The following is a 21164-nucleotide window of genomic DNA, read 5'->3' on the forward strand; positions in this document are numbered from 1 at the left end:
AGGATAGCTGCAAGTAAGACCTCAGGGCACGACGAAAGTCGTGCCCGTTCTTGTTTTAGAAGAGTAAAAAGTAAAGCAGTTGCGATATATGAGAAGGAAAAAGCGAGAGCTTGATTTTTCACGTGTAGTGGCAAAGCTCTCTCGAAACTCAAACTATCAATTTACTCTTCAACCATTGGATAGGCAGGCATGTACACTTCCTGCAAGCGCATTCCTTGCATTACCGCATAGCCTTGATAGCAATCCAATCCATTAACCGAAAATTCGAAATAGTATCGAGTTTGTACATTTAGTGGGCCTTTAGGCCAGCCGAACGTATGGTTGCCGCGCGCAATGGACAGCAGTTGCACGTTAATTTGCTGACATCGACGTTGGATATATTGCTTTGCTAGTTCGCTTTGACGGCGTTGCTGCCAGAAGAGACTAGCAACAACCGCGATAAGGATGATCCAAAATAAATCTGCAATCATGATGATGCCTTGACGTGTTCTTGCAAGTGTTGAACCGCATTCATTAGCTCAGTTGACGCACTGCCGTGCAATAAAGCCAGTACTTGAGGACGAAGTGATGGGATCATGACGAGATCAGCAACCATTTGTTGGAAAAAAGCCTGATCGCTTTGTTCTGCTACGGCAATAAGGAAGGCGTCTAACAAAGTATCGTTGGCCAGAGACTGCCAGCATCGCCCAGCAATAGCGATTAACATCTCGCGGTGTCGCAGCGCGGGGATGGCAAGCATGCGCTCAATGACCGATTGACATTTTTCTGGAGAGGCCCCCGCTAACGCTCGAACATGCGCGGCAAGCAGAAACAGATCGGCGTTGCCAGCAGCCAAAATCGTATCCATGCATTCTTCAATCCTTTCAGCCAATGCGTCAGGAATATCACAATGTTCTAAACAGCCAAGCAGGGCGTATTTAGGTGTGTCTGGCATATTGCTCATGGCTTTGCGAATGCGCGTCGCGTTGTTATGGCGTTCCATTCTCACGCTAAGATCAGCAAGCCCTTGCAAGCCAACGCCTTGCCATTTATCCCATCCTAACTCGCCTGACATATAGTGCTGGGCATGATCATAATATTGGCTAGCAGGCTGTTGTAACTTGTCCGTTAAGAAAGCATGGAACATCGCTTTCTTGTCATCTTGTGGCTTGAACGTGTAGGGATTGGCCGCCAGTTTTTCTTGCTCTTCTTCTGTCAGCGTTTTATCGAAACTCGCGCCCATTGCTTGCGCAACATACTGGATAAAATTGCCCAGTGCGGCTTGTTGCAGGAGTCCTCGTTCATCTAGTGGCATTTTCAAAAACCAAATCCAAGGTGTTTGATTGGGTTGCCAGAATGCGATACCCATGTGCGCATGCTGCTGAGCAGGAAACGGGTACGCAACGCGATTTTCTTCAATGGCAGTGAAGTCTTTGTTACTGATTTCAGTAACGCGTCGGCTAAGGTCAAAAGCCAAAAATTCACAGTTTGCCTGACTGAAAATGGCGTTGAGAGAAAGCGTATTTTCCATGATAACTTCTAAATAACCTGGCCGTCGTTGGCGGAGAGCGAAAGGCGTTCATTATCCATCCCTGCCTGAATGTTGGTGGGAATGGCTATCGGCCTTTTCACTGCATGTGATGAATGATGATATGCTTGCGCGATATTGAAATTTCAACCCATGTTGCCAAAGAAGAGGGCAATTTTATGAGTAAACACCAAGACGTTGAGGTGCTACTCGCACAGTTGCAGCGAGAACTTGAGCGCAATGGCCACTGGCAAGTTGCTTCTCCCTCTGTCGAAGCGTTGGCGAGCACGGAGCCGTTTGCGATTGATACCCTGACATGTACCGAGTGGTTACAATGGATTTTCATTCCTAAAATGCAGTTTTTTATTGAGCATATGCATCCACTTCCCGTTTCGTTTTCTATCTCTCCTTATGTAGAAGAGGCACTTCAAGGTGCGCAAGGTCACGAGGAAATTACGCGCGTGTCCATCGATATTGATGCCCTTTTTTCTCTTTCTTCGCAGTGATCATTTATGCAAATTGAACTTGAAATTATCTACCGTGATGAATGGCTGATTGCCGTGAATAAACCTTCAGGGATGCTTGTGCATCGCTCTTGGTTGGACAAAGGCGAAACCCGGTTTGTGATGCAAACCCTTCGCGATCAAATTGGGCAACATGTTTATCCACTCCATCGATTAGACCGACCGACATCGGGGGTGCTTTTGTTTGCTTTGTCTTCTGAGATTGCGTCGCAAATGATGCCAAAATTTGCCGGTCGCGATATTCACAAAACGTACCATGCGATTGTGCGTGGTTGGATACAAGAAGGGGCGACCCTGGATTATCCACTCAAAGAAGAGTTGGATAAAATTGCCGATAAAAAAGCAACAAAAGAACCAGAAGCGAAAGAAGCGATTACTGAATATCAGCCCATTGCACACGCGGAGTTACCGATTGCGATGGGACGTTACCAAAGTTGTCGGTATACCTTGGTGGAAATGAAGCCACACACAGGACGCAAACATCAACTTCGTCGTCATATGCATCACTTGAGCCACCATATCGTTGGTGATGTGAATCATGGTGATGGCAGGCACAACAGATTGTTCCGTGACGAATTTGAGTGCCATCAACTCCTGCTTCATGCATCACGCACGAAGTTTGAACATCCAGTGACGGGTGACGACGTTGTCATTGAAGCGTCGATCGATCCGGTTTGGCGCAGAGTGCTAGAAGGTTTGGGGTTAGGCAATAGACTTTAAAAAGAAACTAACGCATGGTTGTTAAACCTAAAAACCGCCTGAAATGGCGGTTTTTTTAGGTATCTTGCGCGAAACTCGAAACGTCTACAGCTTCTCTAGATCTGATTCAATCTCTGCGATCTTGCTTGCAACGACTTTCTCTAAGTGGCGAAGGTCTCGCAGGATTTTCTTCTTCACATCTTGTTCGCCTTGTTCTTTTCTGACGATTTTATCTAGCTCATCAACCACCAGAGATAAGCTGCGGTTGATCTCGGTGACTTCACGGAAGCGACCGCTTCCGCTGTCTACGACCACATTCTTACGCTGGCGTGGGTATTTAAATTTGACGCTTTTGGCAAAAAGTTCGCCTTTCGTTTTATGAAAGTAGATCTTCAGTGTGTCTGAGTTCGCCTCCTGACGGAGGGTATAGCGCTCGATGTTTTCTGGATGTTCGATACCGATATTCTTTAGATTCTGATACATAACTGCCTCTTTACGTACACACTGAACATGAATTTTTTCGCTCGATTCATACCACTTTAGCAGCAGCGTTTAGGTACACCCAATAGCAGGAATGATCAATGTCTGAGACTTGTGGTCGAGATCGCCTAAAATGCTGAATATGAGAATAAATCCAGTTTCATGTGCGCTTAACTCACATCACTCAGCGCATCAAATAAGGCTTCTCTTAATGCCTGCTGTGTTTCTTCGGTCAATGCTTGTCTTTCACCATCAGTGACGATGAAGAAATCCTCTGCACGTTCGCCAATCGTAGTGATTTTGGCCGCTTGCAATGACACCTTTTGGCGAGCAAATACCGCACCGACACGAGCGAGTAATCCAGGCATATCTAAAGCAACCAATTCAAGTAAGGTGCGTCTACCTGTGCGAGTCGGCAAGAAGGTCACTTGGGTTTTTACATTGAATGCCATCAGTTTGCGCGGTGCGCGACGCACCGGAATAGTAATCGCACCGTCTTGCATTAATGCAAGCGTGACGCCTTCGCGAATTTTTTCGTGACGATCTGCAGAAATCGCGTCGTTGTTAGCGTCGAGTACCATAAAAGTATCGAGCGCGAAGCCATCTTTACTGGTCATGATTTGTGCGTCATGGACACTAAGGTTTTTCTTATCTAGCGATGCCACTACTCGTGCAAAAAGGCTGGGTCTATCTTCGCTATACACAAAAATCTCGGTGCCGCCGCGGGTGGCGTTTTTGCTTACCAGTACCAATGGTTCATTGCTATGGTGATGCAAAATATGTTCACTGTGCCAAGCGATTTGCTTGTGAGTATGGCGTAGAAAATAATCGGCTTTGAAACGCTGCCACAACAGCTCAATCTCTCGTGGCGTGTGACCGTGTTTACGTAGCAGTGCAGACGCGAGATGTTGATTGTGACGGATGCGTTCACGCACATCTGGCGGGTTTTCTAATCCGCGGCGCAGCGCTTTTTGCGTTGAATAGTAAAGTTCGGCCAGCAGGGTACGCTTCCAACTATTCCAAAGCTCTGGATTGGTGGCGTTAATGTCCGCCACGGTAAGGCAGATTAGGTAATCGAGTCGCTCTTCATCCCGTACTTTTTGCGCAAATTCTGTGATGACTTCTGGGTCATAGATATCACGGCGTTGAGCCGTCACTGACATGAGAAGGTGATTCCCCACTAACCAGCTCACTAAATTGGCTTCTGGGCGTGAAAAACCGTGTTCAATACAGAAGCCATACGCTTCTTCTGCACCTATAACAGAATGGTCGCCGCCGCGGCCTTTGCCTATGTCATGAAAAATGGCGGCAAGTAACAAAAGCTCCGGTTTTGCCAAGCGATTATATACATCACAACAAATAGGGTGCTTGTCGCGGTTCTCGTCTTGGCTGTATCCGTTGATGTGCTTTAACAAGCGAACCGTGTGCTCGTCCACGGTATAGGCGTGGAACAGGTCAAATTGCATCTGACCGACAATTTGACTCCATTGCGGTAGGTAAGCAGACAACACCCCATGTTTATGCATGAGTGGGAAAGCTTTGTGCAGGGCATTGGTATGACGGGTCAGCTCAATAAATTTTTCTTTGGCTTCTGGGATGTCACACAAAAAGCGATTCAGACGACGACGTGCGGTACGAAGTTGGCGAAGCGTCGGTGCGGAAATCGACTCGATGGATTTGTCATTCGCAATGTGCAGGAACATATCCATGATGCTCTCTGGTCGAGCTTGAAACAGGGCGGGTTTCCGCGCTTCAATTTGGCGGCCTCGACGCTGAAAGTCATCACTTAATATTTCTATTTTTTTGCTGTTAGGTTCGTCTTCTATCGCTATTTCGAATAAGCGGATCAGCATTTTATTGAGTTCAGACACTCTTCCCAGCGTGCGGTAGAAGTCCTTCATCATGAGTTCTATACCTCGGTTGCCGTCACCTTGATAACCCAGTGTTTCGGCCACTGAGGGTTGGTGAGAAAACGTGAGGCGGTTATCGTAACGTCGTAGCTCAAGGTGAAGGGCAAAGCGAATGCGCCAGAGCATGGTTTGACACTCGTCAAGCTCACGAAATTCAGCATCAGTCAGAAAGCCATATTTGCTCATTTCACGTAGACTGGTGGCGCCGAAATGACGGCGAGCAATCCAACTTAGTGTGTGGATGTCACGAAGCCCACCCGGACTGGATTTGATATCAGGTTCGAGGTTATAAGCCGTATCATGATAACGGGCATGACGCTGTTTTTGCTCTATCACTTTCGCATTGAAGAATTTCGCACTTGGCCAAAAGTGTTCGGAATGGATCTGGGTTTTCAGTTCGTGATAAATACGTTCGCTGCCACAAAGTAGACGCGCTTCTTGAAGGTTGGTGGCCACCGTCAGATCATCCAAACCGACGTCGATACATTCTTTGAGTGTTCGCACTGCATGGCCGACTTCGAGCTTGAGATCCCAAAGCAAGGTGATAAATTCGCTGATGCGACCTTGATAATCTTTATCAAGCCCCCCTTCACTTAAGACCAACAAATCAATGTCCGATAGGGGGTGAAGCTCTCGGCGTCCATATCCGCCAACGGCGATAAGGGAAAGGTTTGGATGATGGTCAAAGTTGTAGTGTTGCCAAAGGCGTGACAACAAGGCGTCAAAATAATCCGAGCGCTGATAAACCAAATCGTTCACCGACCCGCGATTCAAAAACGTGTTTTTTTGGTCTTCACCGAAAAGCACCAATTGGTTTTTAAGTTCAGCGAGGTTGAGTTGCTCCGCTGTCAGGTCTGATGGTTCGCACAACACGTCGTTCATTATCTTCCTTGAATCTTGCCAAAATAAAAAAGTCGGCGCTTAGGCCGACATTTTTGAAGCTTATGCGTTATTCAAAATGCGTGGCAGTTTTTCGTCACTGCGCAGAGTGAGAATTTCACATCCGGTATCCGTGACCAAAATGGTGTGTTCCCATTGTGCCGATTTTTTCTTATCGGCGGTATAGACAGTCCAGCCATCATTGTCGTCCAATTCAGTGTTGAATTTTCCGGCGTTAATCATTGGCTCGATAGTGAAGCACATCCCAGCCTTAATCACTGTGCGATCGCTGTTCTTGTAGTGAACGACCTGCGGCTCTTCGTGAAATTCGGCGCCAATACCATGGCCACAGTAATCTTTAACGATAGAGTAACGCTTAGGACGGTTTTTGATGAATTTCTGAATTTCAGTGCCAAGGTCACCAATTCGTGCGCCCGGCTTCACTTTCTTCAGCGCTTGGTAGAGGCTTTCTTGAGCAACGTGACAAAGAGCTTTGTCTTCAGCGGTGACGTCACCGACCAAAAACATCTTTGATGTGTCGCCATGATAACCATCTTTGATAACCGTGATATCAATGTTGATGATGTCGCCATCTTTCAACACATCTGATGGTGTCGGAATACCATGACATACCACATGGTTTATGGACGTACATATTGATTTAGGAAAGCCATGATAGTTGAGCGGTGCTGGGATCGCGTTTTGCGTTTCCGTGATGTATTTGTGGCAAATGTCGTCCAACTCTTCAGTGGTAACGCCTGCTTTTACATGCGGTTCGATCATCTCTAGCACGTCAGCAGCAAGGCGGCCGGCCTCACGCATTTTTTCGATTTCTTCAGCTGATTTTATAGTGACGCTCATTGCTTTCTCTCAGTTAGCTCCCTTCGATAAAACAAAGGAGGAATGGAATGCTATCGCTACATATTATCAATCGCATCGCCTTGTGGAAACCTTACTCGTTAGACGAGATGTTTTTTTATACTGGATTTGAGGGGCGTTTTTATGGTATAAAGCGCGCCGAAATGCGCCTTCTTGGTTAATCTGAATTTCAGGTTCTATGTTGGTGGTTTCAACAATACAATTAACTTAACTCACACACATATCGACACATGCGCCGGGGTGCCCTTTGCGGGTCGGCTGTATGGGATATGTGGAGGCCTAACCCCGAGAGGATTTTTAAATGGCTACTGTTTCAATGCGCGACATGCTTAAAGCTGGTGTTCACTTTGGTCACCAAACCCGTTACTGGAACCCTAAGATGAAGCCTTTCATCTTTGGTGCACGTAACAAGGTTCATATCATTAACCTAGAAAAAACTGTACCAATGTTCAACAAAGTACTTGGCGAACTGACTAAAGTTGGTGAGCGTAAAGGTAAAGTACTTTTCGTTGGTACTAAGCGTGCCGCTAGCGAATCTGTTAAAACAGCAGCAGAAAGCTGTGACCAGTACTTCGTGAACAACCGCTGGTTAGGCGGTATGTTGACTAACTGGAAAACTGTTCGTCTGTCAATCAAGCGCCTTAAAGAGCTAGAAGTTCAAGCAACTGACGGTACTTTTGAGAAGCTGACTAAGAAAGAAGCCCTGATGCGTACCCGCGAAATGGAGAAACTTGAAAAATCTCTGGGTGGTATCAAAAACATGGGTGGTCTTCCAGACGCACTGTTCGTTATCGATGCTGATCACGAGCACATTGCTATTAAAGAAGCAAACAACCTGGGTATCCCAGTGTACGCGGTAGTTGATACCAACTCTGACCCGGATGGCGTTGATTTGGTTATCCCAGGTAACGACGATGCAATCCGTGCAGTTCAACTGTACCTGAACGCTGCAGCTCAGTCTTACTCTGAAGGCCGTAGCCAGGACATCGTAGCTCAAGCTGAAGACGAGCTAGTTGAAGTCGCTGAGTAATACAATTGCTCCTTGTGAGCGTTCTTAGCCATCAGGCTGTCATGAACGGCACTGTAAGCTAAGTAGGTTAGCAGGGGCCAATATATGGCCCCTGATTTTTACCCAAAAGTTTCGAATCGAGGATTGAACAATGGCAACTGTTACCGCTGCCCTGGTTAAAGAACTGCGTGAGCGTACTGCCGCAGGTATGATGGAATGTAAGAAGGCGCTTGTTGAAAGCAACGGCGACATCGAACTAGCAATCGAAAACATGCGCAAAAGTGGCGCTGCGAAAGCTGCTAAGAAAGCAGGTAACATCGCAGCCGAAGGCACTATCATCATCAAAGATGCTGACGGTGTTGCAGCTCTTGTTGAAGTTAACTGCCAAACTGACTTCGTTGCTAAAGACAGCAGCTTCACTGCATTTGCAAACGAAGTTGCAGACGCGGCTCTAGCTTCTAAAGCGACTGTAGAAGAACTGCAAGCGCAATTTGAAGATGCACGTATCGCTCTAGTAACTAAGATCGGTGAAAACATCTCTATCCGTCGTGTTAACTACGTTGAAGGCGTATCAATCGCTTCTTACCGTCACGGCGAGCGTATTGGTGTTGTTGTTGCTGGTGAAGGCGACGCAGAAGTTCTTAAGCACGTTGCTATGCACGTTGCTGCTTCTAAACCAGAATACGTTAACCCATCTGACGTACCCGCTGACGTAGTAGCGAAAGAACAACAAATCCAAGTTGAAATCGCGATGAATGAAGGCAAGCCTCAAGAAATCGCTGAGAAAATGGTTGTTGGCCGCATGAAGAAATTCACCGGTGAAGTTTCTCTAACGGGTCAACCATTCATCATGGAACCTAAGAAATCTGTTGGCGAATTCTTGAAAGAGAAAGGCGCATCAGTTTCTAACTTCGTTCGCCTAGAAGTAGGTGAAGGTATCGAGAAAGCTCCAGAAATGAGCTTCGCAGATGAAGTAGCTGCAGTTCAAAAAGGTTAATCCTTTTTCAGAACCCAAAAGACCGCAGAATCCTGCGGTCTTTTTACAATCCCATCCGTAGACGCAAGTGCCTAAAGGTAGTGATAATGACTACAAACCCAAAACCAGCTTATCAACGAATTTTGCTTAAATTGAGCGGCGAAGCGCTGCAAGGAAAGGAAGGGTTCGGTATCGATCCCGCTGTGCTTGACCGTATGGCTCAAGAAATCAAAGAACTGGTTGAACTAGGTGTCCAAGTTGGCTTGGTTATCGGCGGTGGCAATCTATTCCGTGGAGCAGGTCTTGCCGAAGCAGGTATGAACCGGGTTGTGGGTGACCACATGGGTATGCTGGCCACTGTGATGAACGGTCTGGCGATGCGTGATGCGTTACACCGTGCCTATGTGAATGCAAGAGTAATGTCAGCAATCCCTCTGCAGGGTGTGTGTGACAGCTACAACTGGGCTGAAGCTATTAGCCAGCTTCGCAATGGTCGCGTGGTAATTTTCTCTGCAGGTACCGGTAATCCATTCTTCACTACTGACTCAGCGGCGTGTTTGCGCGGTATTGAAATCGAGTCAGACATCGTGATCAAAGCCACCAAGGTTGATGGTGTATTTACCGATGATCCAGCGAAAAACCCAGATGCGGAGCTTTACAGCCACCTCACTTACCAAGACGTGCTAGAAAAAGAATTGAAAGTGATGGACTTAGCTGCCTTCACTTTGGCACGTGATCACAAGATGCCGATGCGTGTATTTAACATGAATAAGCCAGGTGCTTTGCGCCGAGTTGTGATGGGTGAGCAAGAAGGCACACTAATTAATAACGGTTAATCAAAATTAGTGGCATAATCCGCTAATTAGAAAAAAGAATCTTCAAGGATAATCTCGTGATCAATGAAATTAACGCAGATGCAAAAGAACGCATGCAAAAAAGCGTTGAAGCGCTGAAGAGTACTCTGTCTAAAATCCGTACAGGTCGTGCGCATCCTGCACTACTTGATGGTCTGTCAGTTGACTATTACGGCGCATCAACACCGTTGAAGCAATTGGCTTCTATTGTTGCTGAAGATGCACGTACATTGGCGATTACTGTTTTTGATAGATCAGTAATTCAAGCTGTTGAAAAAGCAATCATGACATCTAGCCTGGGTTTAAACCCAATGTCAGCTGGTGCGGTTATCCGCGTTCCATTGCCTCCGTTGACAGAAGAGCGTCGTCGTGATCTGGTTAAGATCGTTCGCGCTGAAGCTGAGCAAGGCCGTGTGGCTGTACGTAATATTCGTCGTGACGCCAACAGTGATCTTAAAGGCCTGTTGAAAGACAAAGACATCTCAGAAGATGACGAGCGTCGCGGTCAAGACGATATTCAGAAGCTGACAGATGCTGCCGTTAAAGATATTGACGTGATTCTTGAAGCGAAAGAAAAAGAGTTGATGGAAGTCTAATTCCGGCTACACTCTGATTCCATTGCCAAAGCGCTGTGCTAGCAGTACAGCGCTTTTTAATTGCGAAGGATAATGATGAGCTCCCAATCTTCCTATCTAGAGATAGATCCTAGTCTGCTTCCAAAACATATTGCCGTCATTATGGACGGGAATGGCCGTTGGGCAAAAGCACGAGGCAAAGCCCGAATGTTTGGGCACAAAGCCGGTGTTGATGCTGTTCGAAAGACGGTTTCTACTGCCAATCGCCTCGGCATTCAAGTGTTAACCCTGTTTGCATTCAGCAGTGAAAACTGGCGACGTCCAGAAGAAGAAGTCAGCCTACTGATGGAGCTATTTGTCACGGTTCTGGGACGTGAAGTGAAACGCCTTCATAAAAATGGCGTAAGGCTCAAGGTAATCGGCGATACATCGCGATTCAGCAAGTCATTGCAGGATAAGATTGCTGCAGCTGAAGCACTGACGGAAAGCAATTCAGGGCTAACATTGAATATTGCTGCCAATTACGGCGGGCAATGGGATATTTTTCAATCGGTACAAAAGCTGGCTGGTCAGGTTGAGCGAGGAGAAATTCTAGCCGATCAACTGACAGAAGCTGACATCCAAGCACATTTGACAACATCGAGCTTGCCAGATGTGGACTTGATGATTCGAACCAGTGGAGAATGTCGCATCAGTAATTTTATGTTGTGGCAGGCAGCTTATGCAGAGCTGTATTTTACTGAACAGTTTTGGCCCGACTTCGATGAGACCAGTCTTACTGAAGCCATTGCTTGGTTTATCAACCGCGAGCGCCGTTTTGGCTGCACCGGTGAGCAAGTTAAGGCCATGTTACAAGTAGAAAAATAGAGGGTTTCGTTTGCTGAAACAACGTGTCTTAACGGCTTCTGTGTTAGCGCCATTAGTTATCGCAGGTATCTTTTTTTTGCCGTTTCAACTTTTCATTATTGCCGTGGCCAGCGTTACCCTGCTTGGTCACTGGGAATGGACTAAATTTGTCGCATCGTCTTCTCGTGTAGGAGCGTTTGCTTTACCTGCTATTGTCCTTCTTGGTTCTGCGTTCTTGTTGCCAGTGACAGGAAACGGGTTGGATATATCTTGGTTTAATGGTGGCGCTGTTGCGTTAGTGGGTGCACTTTGGTGGCTACTCGCAACGGGCATGGTATTGAAATATCCCAAAGGAGCGAGTTGGTGGGCTAACAATGCTGCACTGCAACAAGGCTTTGGCGTATTAACCTTGCTACCATTTTTATGGAGCGTACTGTTACTGCGAGCATACCACTATGAGCTTGAGCCTTATCTTGGTGCCAAACTGGTATTAATCGTGTGTTTGCTCGTGTGGTCTGCAGATACGGGGGCTTACTTTGCAGGAAAGCGCTTCGGTAAGCGCAAGATGGCACCGTCTGTGAGTCCTAACAAAACGGTTGAAGGTCTCATTGGTGGTTTGATTGCTTCTGTTGCTGTCACTATTGGTGCAGCGCAATATTTTTCAATTCCGTTCTCTTCACTTCCCATGCTTGGCCTCGTTGCGCTGGTGACTTCGTTTGCCTCCGTACTTGGCGATTTAGCTGAAAGCATGTTCAAGCGTGTTGCTGGCGTGAAAGACAGCGGGAGTATTCTTCCTGGTCATGGTGGGATACTCGATAGAATTGACAGTCTGACAGCCGCATTTCCAGTTTTCACTGTATTGTATTTCTGGTTGGCTTAAAGGAATCACCGGCCTTGGGCCGGTGATTCGCATTCTGGCTGGGCGAAACAATGATTAGAGTTTTCTATGCATAATTTAACGATTCTTGGTGCAACGGGTTCTATCGGAACCAGTACGTTAGCTGTAGTTGAAAAGAATCCTTCGGCATATTCAGTATTTGCGCTCGCTGCAAACGCGAATGTCAACGAAATGATTGTGCTGTGTCTTAAGTGGAAACCGACGTTTGCCGCTATGGCAGATGAAGTTGCGGCTAAATCATTACGTTTGGCGCTAAAAAATCAAGGCTGCAAAACGGAAGTATTAAGTGGCATTGATGGCTTGTGCGCGATAGCTTCACATGACGATGTTGATACCGTCATGGCGGCTGTTGTTGGTGCGGCGGGTCTAATGCCAACGATGGCAGCCGTAAAAGCTGGAAAACGTATATTACTCGCAAACAAAGAAGCGTTGGTGATGTCAGGGCAGTTTTTTATTGACGCTGTTCATCAATATGGTGCTCAGTTGCTGCCTGTTGATAGTGAACACAATGCCATTTTTCAATGCTTGCCTACCTCAATTCAAGCTAATCCAGGGATCTGCGATCTTGCCTCTGAAGGTGTAAGTAAAATTTTGCTTACAGGCTCTGGCGGCCCTTTTCGCTATACCAATATCAATGCATTACGCGATGTAACACCTGCTCAGGCTATTGCACATCCTAATTGGTCGATGGGGCCAAAAATTTCTGTTGATTCTGCCACTATGATGAACAAGGGATTGGAATACATCGAGGCACGTTGGTTATTCAATGCCAAGCGTGATCAACTCGATGTCATTATTCATCCTCAGTCAGTGATCCATTCTATGGTTCAATACCGTGATGGTTCAGTCATGGCACAGATGGGACTCCCAGATATGTGTACGCCTATTGCCTATGCTATGGCGTATCCTGGACGAATTGATGCTGGTGTGAAGCCTCTCGATTTTAGCGAGATTGGTGAGTTTACCTTTTTAAAACCAGATCTTGACCGCTATCCGTGTTTGAAGCTCGCGATTGATGCTTGCTACGTTGGGCAGGCTGCAACGACAACGCTTAACGCTGCGAATGAAGTGGCTGTGGACGCATTTCTCAATGGTCGCGTAGGTTTTATGCAGATTGCTGAAATCAACGATGCTGTGTTACAACGGGCTGAGCTTCAGGAACCCTCAAACATGGAAAGTCTACTCGACATAGATACTAAGGCGCGTTTAATGGCACAAGATTGTATTACGAGGTCGGGACGATGAGCGGCATCCTCTGGAATTTATTCTTCTTTATTATTGCTCTTGGCATTCTGGTTGCCGTGCATGAGTATGGCCATTTCTGGGTAGCGAGACGATGTGGCGTTAAAGTTGAGCGTTTCTCAATTGGCTTTGGTAAAGCACTTTGGCAGCGTGTTGGCAAAGATGGTACTGAATACACCATCGCCATGATCCCGTTAGGTGGCTATGTCAAAATGCTGGATGAGCGCGTTGACGACGTGCCTGCCGATCAAAAAGAAATGGCATTTAACAACCGTCCTCTTTGGCAGCGTAGCGCCATCGTGGCCGCAGGGCCTGCGGCTAATTTTCTGTTTGCTATCGTCGCATATTGGTTAGTGATGATCATAGGCATACCGGCGGTTAAGCCAGTAATTGGTGAGGTAGCTCCCCAATCTATTGCTGCACAAGCCGGAATCGAAAGTGGCATGGAACTTACTGCGGTATCTGGTATCAAAACGCCAGATTGGGAGTCGGTTAACTTGCAACTTATCTCGCACATTGGCGATGACGAGATGACGATGTCAGTGCTGCCAAGTGAAAGCGCTGGTTACACTGTCGATAAATCATTGGATTTGTCTTCTTGGTCCTTCGACCCTGAATCCGAATCGGCGCTTCGCACCTTGGGCGTTACCCCGTTTACGCCCGACATCACCAATGTGATCGCACAAGTGGTGGAAGGTAGCGCAGCGGAGCGTGTGGGTTTACGTGAAGGTGACAAATTACTTACGGTCGACGGTCAACCTATTGAGAGCTGGGATGTTGTGGTAAGTGTGATTCGCGCCCACCCAGAGATGTCGCTGCCAATGACTGTTCTGCGAGATGGACGTGAGTTAGAATTAGCGCTGACGCCAGATGCTCGAGAGCACGGTGACACACGCGTAGGCTATGCTGGCTTTGCCCCACAAGTAGGTGAATGGCCAGAGACTTATCGGTTTACGCTGCAGTATGGTCCATTGGATGCCATTCCAGCTGCCATAGATAAAACATGGCAAGTTGTGGTATTAACTGCACAAATGATTAAAAAGTTGTTCACGGGCGATGTGGCTGTGAAAAACTTGAGTGGGCCTATCTCAATTGCGAAAGGTGCAGGGATGACCGCAGACTTCGGTCTGGTATACTTTCTCGGTTTTCTCGCGCTGATTAGCGTGAATTTAGGCATTATTAACCTGTTACCGTTACCGGTTCTTGACGGCGGGCACCTGTTGTTTTTTGGCATAGAAGCCCTAACACGCCGCCCTGTTTCTGAACGTGTACAGGATATGGGATATCGGGTTGGTTCAGCCATTATCGTGGTACTGATGGGCGTGGCATTATTTAACGATTTTGCCCGTCTATAAAAATCAGCGTATAGCAAGGAACACTCAGAGCAGCAATGGCGATGAAAAAACTTTTACTGGCCTCTCTTCTATTTTCTAGTTCCGTTACGGCCGATGAGTTCGTAGTGGAAGACATTCGATTTGAGGGGCTTCAACGAGTCAGTCTCGGTGCGGCTTTGCTCGCGATGCCGGTGCGAGTTGGCGATAATATTGATGAAGGCGAAGTATCAGGGATTATCAAATCCCTATTCTCGTCAGGGAACTTTGAGAACGTACGCGTATTTCGTGACGGTGATGACCTGTTGGTTAAGGTCATTGAGCGCCCCACGGTTGCGAGCATTTCGTTCTCGGGTAATAAAGCCATCGAGGAAGAGCAGCTTTCAGAGAATCTTTCTGCATCGGGTTTGCGTGTCGGTGAAGCGCTAGATCGCACGACCTTGTCAAATATCGAAAAAGGCCTCGAAGATTTCTACTACAGCGTGGGTAAATATAACGCGCTAGTCAAAACGGTTATCACTCCGTTGCCGCGTAATCGTGCTGATGTGAAATTCGTGTTTACCGAAGGGGTTTCGGCCACCATCCAGCAAATTAACTTCATCGGCAACGACGTGTTCGGTGATGAAGAACTTAAAAATAATTTTAAGTTACGAGCTGACGTTCCTTGGTGGAATTTCCTTGCCAATGAACAATATCAAAAGCAAGCGCTCGCAGGGGACTTGGAAAGTCTGCGTTCGTTCTATCTTAACCGTGGTTACCTAAAGTTCCGTGTCGAATCGACCAACGTTTCTATCTCCCCAGATAAGAAAGGCGTCTACATCACCTTGAACATTGATGAGGGTGAACCGTATATCGTGTCCGGCGTGAATGTGCGTGGTGGTAAAGACAGCGCTTCATTTGAATCGCTTGTCCCTTTCAAGGATGGTGAAGTCTACAGCGGTGAGAAAGTCACTCGCCTGGAAGACGAGATAAAGCGCAAGCTTGGAGAGCAGGGTTATGCCTACCCGCAGGTGGCGACGATTCCAGAATTTAATGATGATGAAAACAGCGTCGCATTAAATGTTAACGTTGAACCGGGTAAACGTGTCTATGTCCGTAATATCAAGTTTTCGGGCAACCAAATTACGCGTGACGAAGTATTACGTCGTGAAATGCGTCAAATGGAAGGCTCTTGGTTAAACGCCAAATCGGTTGAAACCAGTAAAGAGCGACTCAATAGACTGGGTTTTTTCGAAACCGTTGATGTGCGTACAACGCGAGTACCAGGTACTGATGATCAGGTCGATGTAGAGTATTTCGTTAAAGAAACCAACTCAGGCAGCGTTAACTTTGGTATTGGTTACGGCACGGAATCAGGTATTAGCTTCCAAGCTGGTCTGCAACAAGACAACTTTGCAGGTACGGGTAATCGCTTTGGTATTAATGCCATGGTGAATGATTATCAGAAAAACCTGACGTTGGATTATCGCGACCCATATTGGACGCTTGATGGTATCAGTCTTGGCGGAAAGATATTCTTTAACGAGTTTGAAGCGTCTGATGCAAACATCGTGGATTATACCGATAAAAGTTATGGCACCAGTCTCACCTGGGGTTTCCCTTTTAATGAGCTGAATTATTTCGACTTTTCTCTTGGCTATACACATCGTCAGATTGAAAACTTGGGTGGTTATTACCAAATCCAGAAGTTCCTCGATTCGATGGAAGACAATGTGACCGATAACGGTGGATTGGAAGTCGATGACTTTGATTGGTCGGTAAGCTGGAGTCGCAATAACCTTAACCGAGGCTTCTTCCCAACGGCTGGTAATTATCAGCGTGCATCGTTTCGCATGACAGTACCAGGCTCTGACACCCAGTACTTCAAAACGCAATACGATGTGAGGCAATATATTCCGCTTACTGAATCCCATAGCTTTACGTTGCTTATGCGTGGTCGACTCGGTTACGGCAATGGTTACGGTAAGAACGATGAAAATGATTACTTACTGCCGTTTTATGAAAACTTCTATGCGGGTGGTTACTCGACACTACGTGGATTCCGCTCTAACACGGCTGGCCCGAAAGCTGTATACGATCAAGGTGCAGGGAATAACCCAGCTCTTGTAGGCAGCAACGATTCTGTGGGTGGTAATGCCATTGCGTTGGCGAGTATGGAGTTGATCGTACCTACACCGTTTGTGTCCCCAGAAGTGCGAAACTCGATTCGCACCAGCGTTTTTGTTGATGCCGCATCGGTATGGGATACCGAGTACGATCTCGATAACGCGAGAGTGATCAGCGGACAAGAATACATTTACGACTATAGCGATCCGGGCAACTATCGTGCGTCTTACGGTGCGGCACTCCAATGGCGATCACCAATGGGACCATTAGTGTTCTCGCTGTCAAAACCCATTAAGAGTTATGAAGGTGATGACGAGGAGTTCTTCACCTTTACGATTGGCCAAACGTTCTGATTTTCAAGACTAGGAGAAAAGTTTGAAACCTATTATCAAAGCGGCAGGCCTGAGCCTTGCCATCTTCAGTGCTTCTATGTTTGCTACAGCGGCAGAGGCTGCGCAAAAAATTGGTTACGTAGCGACGGGTCCAGTGCTTGCTCAAATGGCCAAACAAAGCAATGTGAGCGAAAAGCTGCGTAAAGAATTTAAAGACCGCATTGCTACCGTTGAGCGTTTGGAAGACCAACTGAAAAAAGGCATTGAAAAACTGAAGCGTAATGGCGAGCTAATGAGTGATAGCGAGCGAACTAAGCTTCAGCGTCAACTGCAATCTCTTGATTCTGACTATAAACTTAAGGTCAGTAATCTGAAAGAAGACGAGCGCAAACGCAGCTCAGAAGAACAACGTAAACTGGTAGAAAAACTGCAAAAGACCATCACGAGTCTTGCGAAAAAAGAGGGCTATGACATGGTGCTAGATCGCCAGGCAGTTCTTTATGCAAGCCCGAAAGATGACTTGTCAGAGAAAGTACTGAAAGCAGTCAAATAAGTAAGGTAGAAAATGGCTTCTATTACGCTCGCTGAATTAGCGGAAAAACTGGGTGCAGAACTTCATGGTGACGGCGATGTCATCATTCGTTCAATTTCGGGAATGGATAAAGCGAGTGAAGGACAAATCACGTTTTTATCTAGTAGTAAGTACCGTAAGCACCTCGCACAGTGTCAAGCAAGTGCAGTGATGGTCAAGGAAGCCGACCTCGCTTATTGCAATGGCAATGTGCTGGTAATTAAAGACCCGTATTTGGGCTACGCGCTGACAGCACAATTGCTCGATAGCACCCCTCGCTGTGCGACGGATATCGCGCCGAGTGCCTACGTTTCGCCCACAGCAACGTTGGGCGAGGGCGTGTCAATTGGTCACAACGCTGTGATTGAAGACGGTGTCGAACTGGGTGATCATGTTCAGATCGGTGCAGGCTGTTTTGTGGGTAAGAACACTAAACTGGGTGCGAATACTCGCCTTTGGGCAAATGTCAGCGTTTATCACAATGTTCAGCTAGGTGAATCGTGTTTGGTACAGTCAAGCACTGTGATTGGCTCTGACGGCTTTGGTTATGCCAATGACAACGGGCAATGGGTGAAAATCCCACAAGTTGGACGTGTTGTCATTGGTGATCGTGTCGAAATTGGTGCATGTACTACTATTGACCGTGGTGCACTGGATGACACCGTGATCGCTGATGGTGTGATTATCGACAATCTTTGTCAGATCGCGCATAATGTCGAGATCGGTGAAAATACCGCCATTGCAGGTGCAACCGTCATTGCGGGGAGCACCCAAATTGGCAAGCACTGCATTATTGGCGGTGCCTGCGTAATAAATGGTCACATTGAAATTACAGATGGCGTCACGATCACTGGTATGGGGATGGTGATGAGACCTATCACTGAGCCTGGTATGTATTCTTCGGGCATTCCACTTCAAGCTAACCGCGATTGGCGTAAAACAACTGCGCGCGTTATGAAGATCGAAGACTTGCATAAACGACTAAAAGCCGTTGAAAAACAATTAGAAGATAGCAAGTAAACGCTGTCTTAGATGGCCTACTCTGGTGGCTTGCTGCACATTGAGAAAATGCTCAATTTCGCCGTAGTCTGCAGTGTAGGCCATTTTCCGTTCTCAACGACAAATAATAAGCTTTTCATACGGGAATATTACTTTGATTCGCGAAAACAACGTGCTGACGATTAACGAAATTAGAGAACTGCTGCCGCATCGTTACCCATTTCTTCTTATTGATCGCGTTATTGATTTTGAGGAAGGTAAATACCTTCATGCTATCAAGAATGTATCGGTTAACGAACCTCAATTCACGGGGCATTTCCCTCAACTTCCTATCTTCCCAGGTGTATTGATCCTCGAGGCCATGGCGCAAGCTACGGGTTTGTTGGCGTTCAAAACATTCGGAAACCCAAAGGAAAATGAGCTTTACTACTTTGCTAGTATTGATAATGCCAAGTTCCGTGCACCAGTGACGCCTGGCGATCAAATGGTATTGGAAGTTGAGTTCATTAAAGAGCGTCGTGGCATTGCTGCCTTCACTGGCGTTGCAAAAGTAGATGGTAAGGTTGTCTGTTCTGCAGACCTGAAGTGTGCCAGAAGAGAGTTTTAACAGTGATCCATGAATCTGCACAAATTCATCCAACCGCAGTGGTTGAAGAAGGGGTAACCCTAGGCGCTAATGTTAAAATTGGTGCGTTTTGCTTCATCGGTACTGGTGTGGAAATCGGTGAAGGCACCGAAGTAAAAACTCATGTAGTTATCAAAGGTCCGACAAAAATTGGCCAAGATAATAAGATCTTCCAATTCGCCTCTATCGGTGAAGAGTGTCAAGATCTTAAATACGCAGGTGAGCCGACCACATTGGAAATTGGCGATCGCAACACGATTCGTGAAAGCGTGACCATGCACCGAGGTACCGTTCAAGATGGCGGTCACACCCAAGTGGGTAGCGATAACTTATTCATGATTAACGCACACGTTGCTCACGATTGCGTGATTGGCGATCGCTGTATCTTTGCTAACAATGCAACCCTAGCGGGCCACGTTACTGTGGGTGATTTTGCTATTGTTGGCGGTATGACTGCCATTCATCAGTTTTGCACAATTGGCAGCCACAGTATGCTTGGTGGTGGTTCTATTGTTGTCAAAGACGTCCCTCCTTACGTTATGGCGCAAGGTAACCACTGTGCACCATTTGGTATTAACGTTGAAGGCCTCAAACGTCGTGGCTTTGACAAGAACGCAATAAAAGCGATTCGTGCGGTATACAAAGAAGTTTACCGATCTGGCAAAACGCTGGAAGAAGCGAAAAAGCAAATAGCGGAAATGGCGAAAGACGAAGAAGCACTTCAACTGTTTGTTGAATTCTTTGATAACTCAAGCCGAGGTATCATTCGCTAATGGTTGTTGCAACAAAGCCGTTACGAATTGGAATTGTCGCCGGGGAAATCTCCGGCGATATTTTAGGTGCTGGCTTTATCAAAGCGGTTAAAGCGCAATATCCAGATGCAGAGTTTGTCGGTATCGGTGGGCCTCGGATGAAGGCTTTAGGATGCGAGACATTGTTTGATATGGAAGAACTGGCGGTAATGGGCATTGTGGAAGTGCTGGGTCGTTTGCCTCGTCTATTGAAAATCAAGCATGCGTTAGTCGACTTCTTCGTTGCGGATCCGCCCGACGTGTTTGTCGGCATTGACGCACCAGACTTCAACCTTCGCCTTGAAAAACCGCTCAAAGATACTGGTATTAAAACCGTCCATTATGTCAGTCCCAGTGTTTGGGCTTGGCGTCAAAAACGTATTTTCAAAATTGCGGCAGCCACTGATTTGGTGTTGGCGCTTCTTCCGTTCGAAAAAGCGTTTTACGATAAATTTGATGTGCCGTGTGATTTCGTTGGTCATACCATGGCGGACGACATTCCCTTAGTTAGTGATAAAGCGGCTGCTAGAGCCTTGCTCGGCCTCGATAATGACAAAACGTATTTGGGCGTTTTGCCTGGAAGTCGTGGTGGTGAAATGAAAATGCTTGCCCCGACGTTTATCAAAACCTGTCAGTTGCTTAAAGCGAAATATCCCCATTTGGGATTTGCCGTTGCACTGGTAAATGAAACCCGTCGCGCACAGTTTGAACAGGCATGGAAAGAAACCGCGCCTGAGCTCGACTTTACTCTGGTCGATGATACTGCTCGTCACGTCATTGCCGCATCAGATGCGGTACTTCTGGCTTCCGGTACGGTCGCACTTGAATGCATGTTGGTTAAGCGGCCCATGGTCGTCGGGTACAAAGTGAATGCCATCACCGCATGGATCGCAAGACGCTTAGTAAAAACCGAATTTGTCTCTTTGCCGAATATTCTCGCGGGACGAGAGTTGGTGCCTGAAAGGTTGTTGGAAGATTGTACGCCTGAGGCATTGGCAACAGAGGTCTCTCGTTACCTTGATAACGATAATGATGCGCTGATGGCTGAGTTCACACGTTTACATGAAGTGATTCGTTGCGATGCAGACAAAGCTTCAGCTCGTGCCGTACTTAATCTGATAGGGCGTTAAT

The 21164-nt window shown here is 46.8% G+C and carries 21 protein-coding genes; 16 read left to right on the plus strand and 5 right to left on the minus strand.

From position 1 onward, the window contains the following. Window positions 1-161: 161 nt before the first annotated feature. Window positions 162-470, minus strand: a complete 309-nt coding sequence (locus tag ACED36_RS18475) for a DUF3301 domain-containing protein (RefSeq protein ID WP_016959415.1) — start codon at window positions 468-470, stop codon at window positions 162-164. Next, entirely contained in the window at window positions 467-1510 is a 1044-nt protein-coding gene (locus ACED36_RS18480) for a DUF3549 family protein (protein WP_016959416.1), read from the minus strand. The genes ACED36_RS18475 and ACED36_RS18480 overlap by 4 nt, the downstream gene beginning before the upstream one ends. Window positions 1511-1686: 176 nt before the next feature. Here ACED36_RS18480 and ACED36_RS18485 point away from each other — a divergent pair, with 176 nt between their 5' ends. Next, a complete protein-coding gene (locus ACED36_RS18485) occupies window positions 1687-2013 on the plus strand; it encodes a YqcC family protein (protein ID WP_026023997.1) in 327 nt (108 codons plus the stop codon). 6 nt (window positions 2014-2019) lie between these two features. Further along, entirely contained in the window at window positions 2020-2751 is a 732-nt protein-coding gene (truC, locus tag ACED36_RS18490) for a tRNA pseudouridine(65) synthase TruC (protein WP_371733667.1), read from the plus strand. 84 nt (window positions 2752-2835) lie between these two features. Here the strand turns inward: truC and ACED36_RS18495 are convergent, their stop codons facing one another. From ACED36_RS18495 to map, 3 genes are all read right to left on the minus strand, one after another. Then, the gene (locus ACED36_RS18495; protein WP_016958012.1) at window positions 2836-3213 is read right to left on the minus strand and encodes a DUF3461 family protein; all 378 of its coding nucleotides are present in this window, start codon (window positions 3211-3213) and stop codon (window positions 2836-2838) included. Between the two features lie 167 nt (window positions 3214-3380). Further along, window positions 3381-6002 (minus strand): bifunctional uridylyltransferase/uridylyl-removing protein GlnD, encoded by a 2622-nt coding sequence (gene glnD, locus ACED36_RS18500; protein WP_371733668.1) that lies wholly within the window; start codon window positions 6000-6002, stop codon window positions 3381-3383. Between the two features lie 60 nt (window positions 6003-6062). Then, a complete protein-coding gene (map, locus tag ACED36_RS18505; protein WP_016958014.1) occupies window positions 6063-6860 on the minus strand; it encodes a type I methionyl aminopeptidase in 798 nt (265 codons plus the stop codon). A gap of 319 nt (window positions 6861-7179) precedes the next feature. On the opposite strand from map, the gene rpsB reads away from it, so the two are divergent. The 14 genes from rpsB to lpxB all read left to right on the plus strand — a co-directional run bounded on the left by rpsB (window position 7180) and on the right by lpxB (window position 21163). Further along, on the plus strand, window positions 7180-7908 hold the full coding sequence (rpsB, locus tag ACED36_RS18510; protein ID WP_016958016.1) for a 30S ribosomal protein S2: 729 nt from the start codon (window positions 7180-7182) through the stop codon (window positions 7906-7908). A gap of 130 nt (window positions 7909-8038) precedes the next feature. Then, the gene (tsf, locus tag ACED36_RS18515) at window positions 8039-8884 is read left to right on the plus strand and encodes a translation elongation factor Ts (RefSeq protein ID WP_016958017.1); all 846 of its coding nucleotides are present in this window, start codon (window positions 8039-8041) and stop codon (window positions 8882-8884) included. Between the two features lie 86 nt (window positions 8885-8970). Next, window positions 8971-9699, plus strand: coding sequence for a UMP kinase (gene pyrH / locus ACED36_RS18520; RefSeq protein WP_016958018.1), 729 nt, complete (start codon window positions 8971-8973; stop codon window positions 9697-9699). Between the two features lie 56 nt (window positions 9700-9755). Next, window positions 9756-10313, plus strand: coding sequence for a ribosome recycling factor (frr, locus tag ACED36_RS18525; RefSeq protein WP_016958019.1), 558 nt, complete (start codon window positions 9756-9758; stop codon window positions 10311-10313). Between the two features lie 75 nt (window positions 10314-10388). Further along, on the plus strand, window positions 10389-11159 hold the full coding sequence (locus tag ACED36_RS18530) for an isoprenyl transferase (protein ID WP_016958020.1): 771 nt from the start codon (window positions 10389-10391) through the stop codon (window positions 11157-11159). Window positions 11160-11169: 10 nt separating this feature from the next. Then, window positions 11170-12018 carry a phosphatidate cytidylyltransferase gene (locus ACED36_RS18535; RefSeq protein WP_016958021.1) on the plus strand — a complete coding sequence of 283 codons (849 nt, stop codon included), beginning with the start codon at window positions 11170-11172 and terminating at the stop codon, window positions 12016-12018. Between the two features lie 66 nt (window positions 12019-12084). After that, a complete protein-coding gene (gene ispC, locus ACED36_RS18540) occupies window positions 12085-13281 on the plus strand; it encodes a 1-deoxy-D-xylulose-5-phosphate reductoisomerase (RefSeq protein ID WP_016958022.1) in 1197 nt (398 codons plus the stop codon). Continuing rightward, window positions 13278-14633 carry a sigma E protease regulator RseP gene (rseP, locus tag ACED36_RS18545; protein ID WP_016958023.1) on the plus strand — a complete coding sequence of 452 codons (1356 nt, stop codon included), beginning with the start codon at window positions 13278-13280 and terminating at the stop codon, window positions 14631-14633. The genes ispC and rseP overlap by 4 nt, the downstream gene beginning before the upstream one ends. A 35-nt stretch (window positions 14634-14668) precedes the next feature. Further along, the gene (bamA, locus tag ACED36_RS18550) at window positions 14669-17068 is read left to right on the plus strand and encodes an outer membrane protein assembly factor BamA (RefSeq protein ID WP_016958024.1); all 2400 of its coding nucleotides are present in this window, start codon (window positions 14669-14671) and stop codon (window positions 17066-17068) included. A 22-nt stretch (window positions 17069-17090) separates the two neighbouring features. Next, a complete protein-coding gene (locus tag ACED36_RS18555) occupies window positions 17091-17600 on the plus strand; it encodes an OmpH family outer membrane protein (RefSeq protein WP_016958025.1) in 510 nt (169 codons plus the stop codon). Window positions 17601-17612: 12 nt separating this feature from the next. Next, window positions 17613-18638: a UDP-3-O-(3-hydroxymyristoyl)glucosamine N-acyltransferase gene (gene lpxD / locus ACED36_RS18560; RefSeq protein WP_017004464.1), complete on the plus strand. Its 1026-nt coding sequence runs from the start codon at window positions 17613-17615 to the stop codon at window positions 18636-18638. 133 nt (window positions 18639-18771) lie between these two features. Beyond that, window positions 18772-19224, plus strand: coding sequence for a 3-hydroxyacyl-ACP dehydratase FabZ (gene fabZ / locus ACED36_RS18565; RefSeq protein WP_016958027.1), 453 nt, complete (start codon window positions 18772-18774; stop codon window positions 19222-19224). Between the two features lie 2 nt (window positions 19225-19226). Beyond that, the gene (gene lpxA / locus ACED36_RS18570; protein ID WP_017004463.1) at window positions 19227-20015 is read left to right on the plus strand and encodes an acyl-ACP--UDP-N-acetylglucosamine O-acyltransferase; all 789 of its coding nucleotides are present in this window, start codon (window positions 19227-19229) and stop codon (window positions 20013-20015) included. After that, a complete protein-coding gene (gene lpxB, locus ACED36_RS18575) occupies window positions 20015-21163 on the plus strand; it encodes a lipid-A-disaccharide synthase (RefSeq protein WP_016958029.1) in 1149 nt (382 codons plus the stop codon). Before lpxA ends, lpxB begins: the two co-directional genes overlap by 1 nt. Window position 21164 lies beyond the last annotated feature (1 nt).

It is taken from the genome of Enterovibrio sp. FF113 (genome assembly GCF_041439165.1).
Taxonomy (GTDB): Bacteria; Pseudomonadota; Gammaproteobacteria; order Enterobacterales; family Vibrionaceae; genus Enterovibrio; species Enterovibrio norvegicus_A.

Coding starts and splice junctions, on each gene's coding strand:
- ACED36_RS18475 (WP_016959415.1), bottom strand. CDS start 470: ATGATTGCAGATTTATTTTGGATCATCCTTATCGCGGTTGTTGCTAGT.
- ACED36_RS18480 (WP_016959416.1), bottom strand. CDS start 1,510: ATGGAAAATACGCTTTCTCTCAACGCCATTTTCAGTCAGGCAAACTGT.
- ACED36_RS18485 (WP_026023997.1), top strand. CDS start 1,687: ATGAGTAAACACCAAGACGTTGAGGTGCTACTCGCACAGTTGCAGCGA.
- truC (WP_371733667.1), top strand. CDS start 2,020: ATGCAAATTGAACTTGAAATTATCTACCGTGATGAATGGCTGATTGCC.
- ACED36_RS18495 (WP_016958012.1), bottom strand. CDS start 3,213: ATGTATCAGAATCTAAAGAATATCGGTATCGAACATCCAGAAAACATC.
- glnD (WP_371733668.1), bottom strand. CDS start 6,002: ATGAACGACGTGTTGTGCGAACCATCAGACCTGACAGCGGAGCAACTC.
- map (WP_016958014.1), bottom strand. CDS start 6,860: ATGAGCGTCACTATAAAATCAGCTGAAGAAATCGAAAAAATGCGTGAG.
- rpsB (WP_016958016.1), top strand. CDS start 7,180: ATGGCTACTGTTTCAATGCGCGACATGCTTAAAGCTGGTGTTCACTTT.
- tsf (WP_016958017.1), top strand. CDS start 8,039: ATGGCAACTGTTACCGCTGCCCTGGTTAAAGAACTGCGTGAGCGTACT.
- pyrH (WP_016958018.1), top strand. CDS start 8,971: ATGACTACAAACCCAAAACCAGCTTATCAACGAATTTTGCTTAAATTG.
- ACED36_RS18530 (WP_016958020.1), top strand. CDS start 10,389: ATGAGCTCCCAATCTTCCTATCTAGAGATAGATCCTAGTCTGCTTCCA.
- ispC (WP_016958022.1), top strand. CDS start 12,085: ATGCATAATTTAACGATTCTTGGTGCAACGGGTTCTATCGGAACCAGT.
- rseP (WP_016958023.1), top strand. CDS start 13,278: ATGAGCGGCATCCTCTGGAATTTATTCTTCTTTATTATTGCTCTTGGC.
- bamA (WP_016958024.1), top strand. CDS start 14,669: ATGGCGATGAAAAAACTTTTACTGGCCTCTCTTCTATTTTCTAGTTCC.
- lpxD (WP_017004464.1), top strand. CDS start 17,613: ATGGCTTCTATTACGCTCGCTGAATTAGCGGAAAAACTGGGTGCAGAA.
- lpxB (WP_016958029.1), top strand. CDS start 20,015: ATGGTTGTTGCAACAAAGCCGTTACGAATTGGAATTGTCGCCGGGGAA.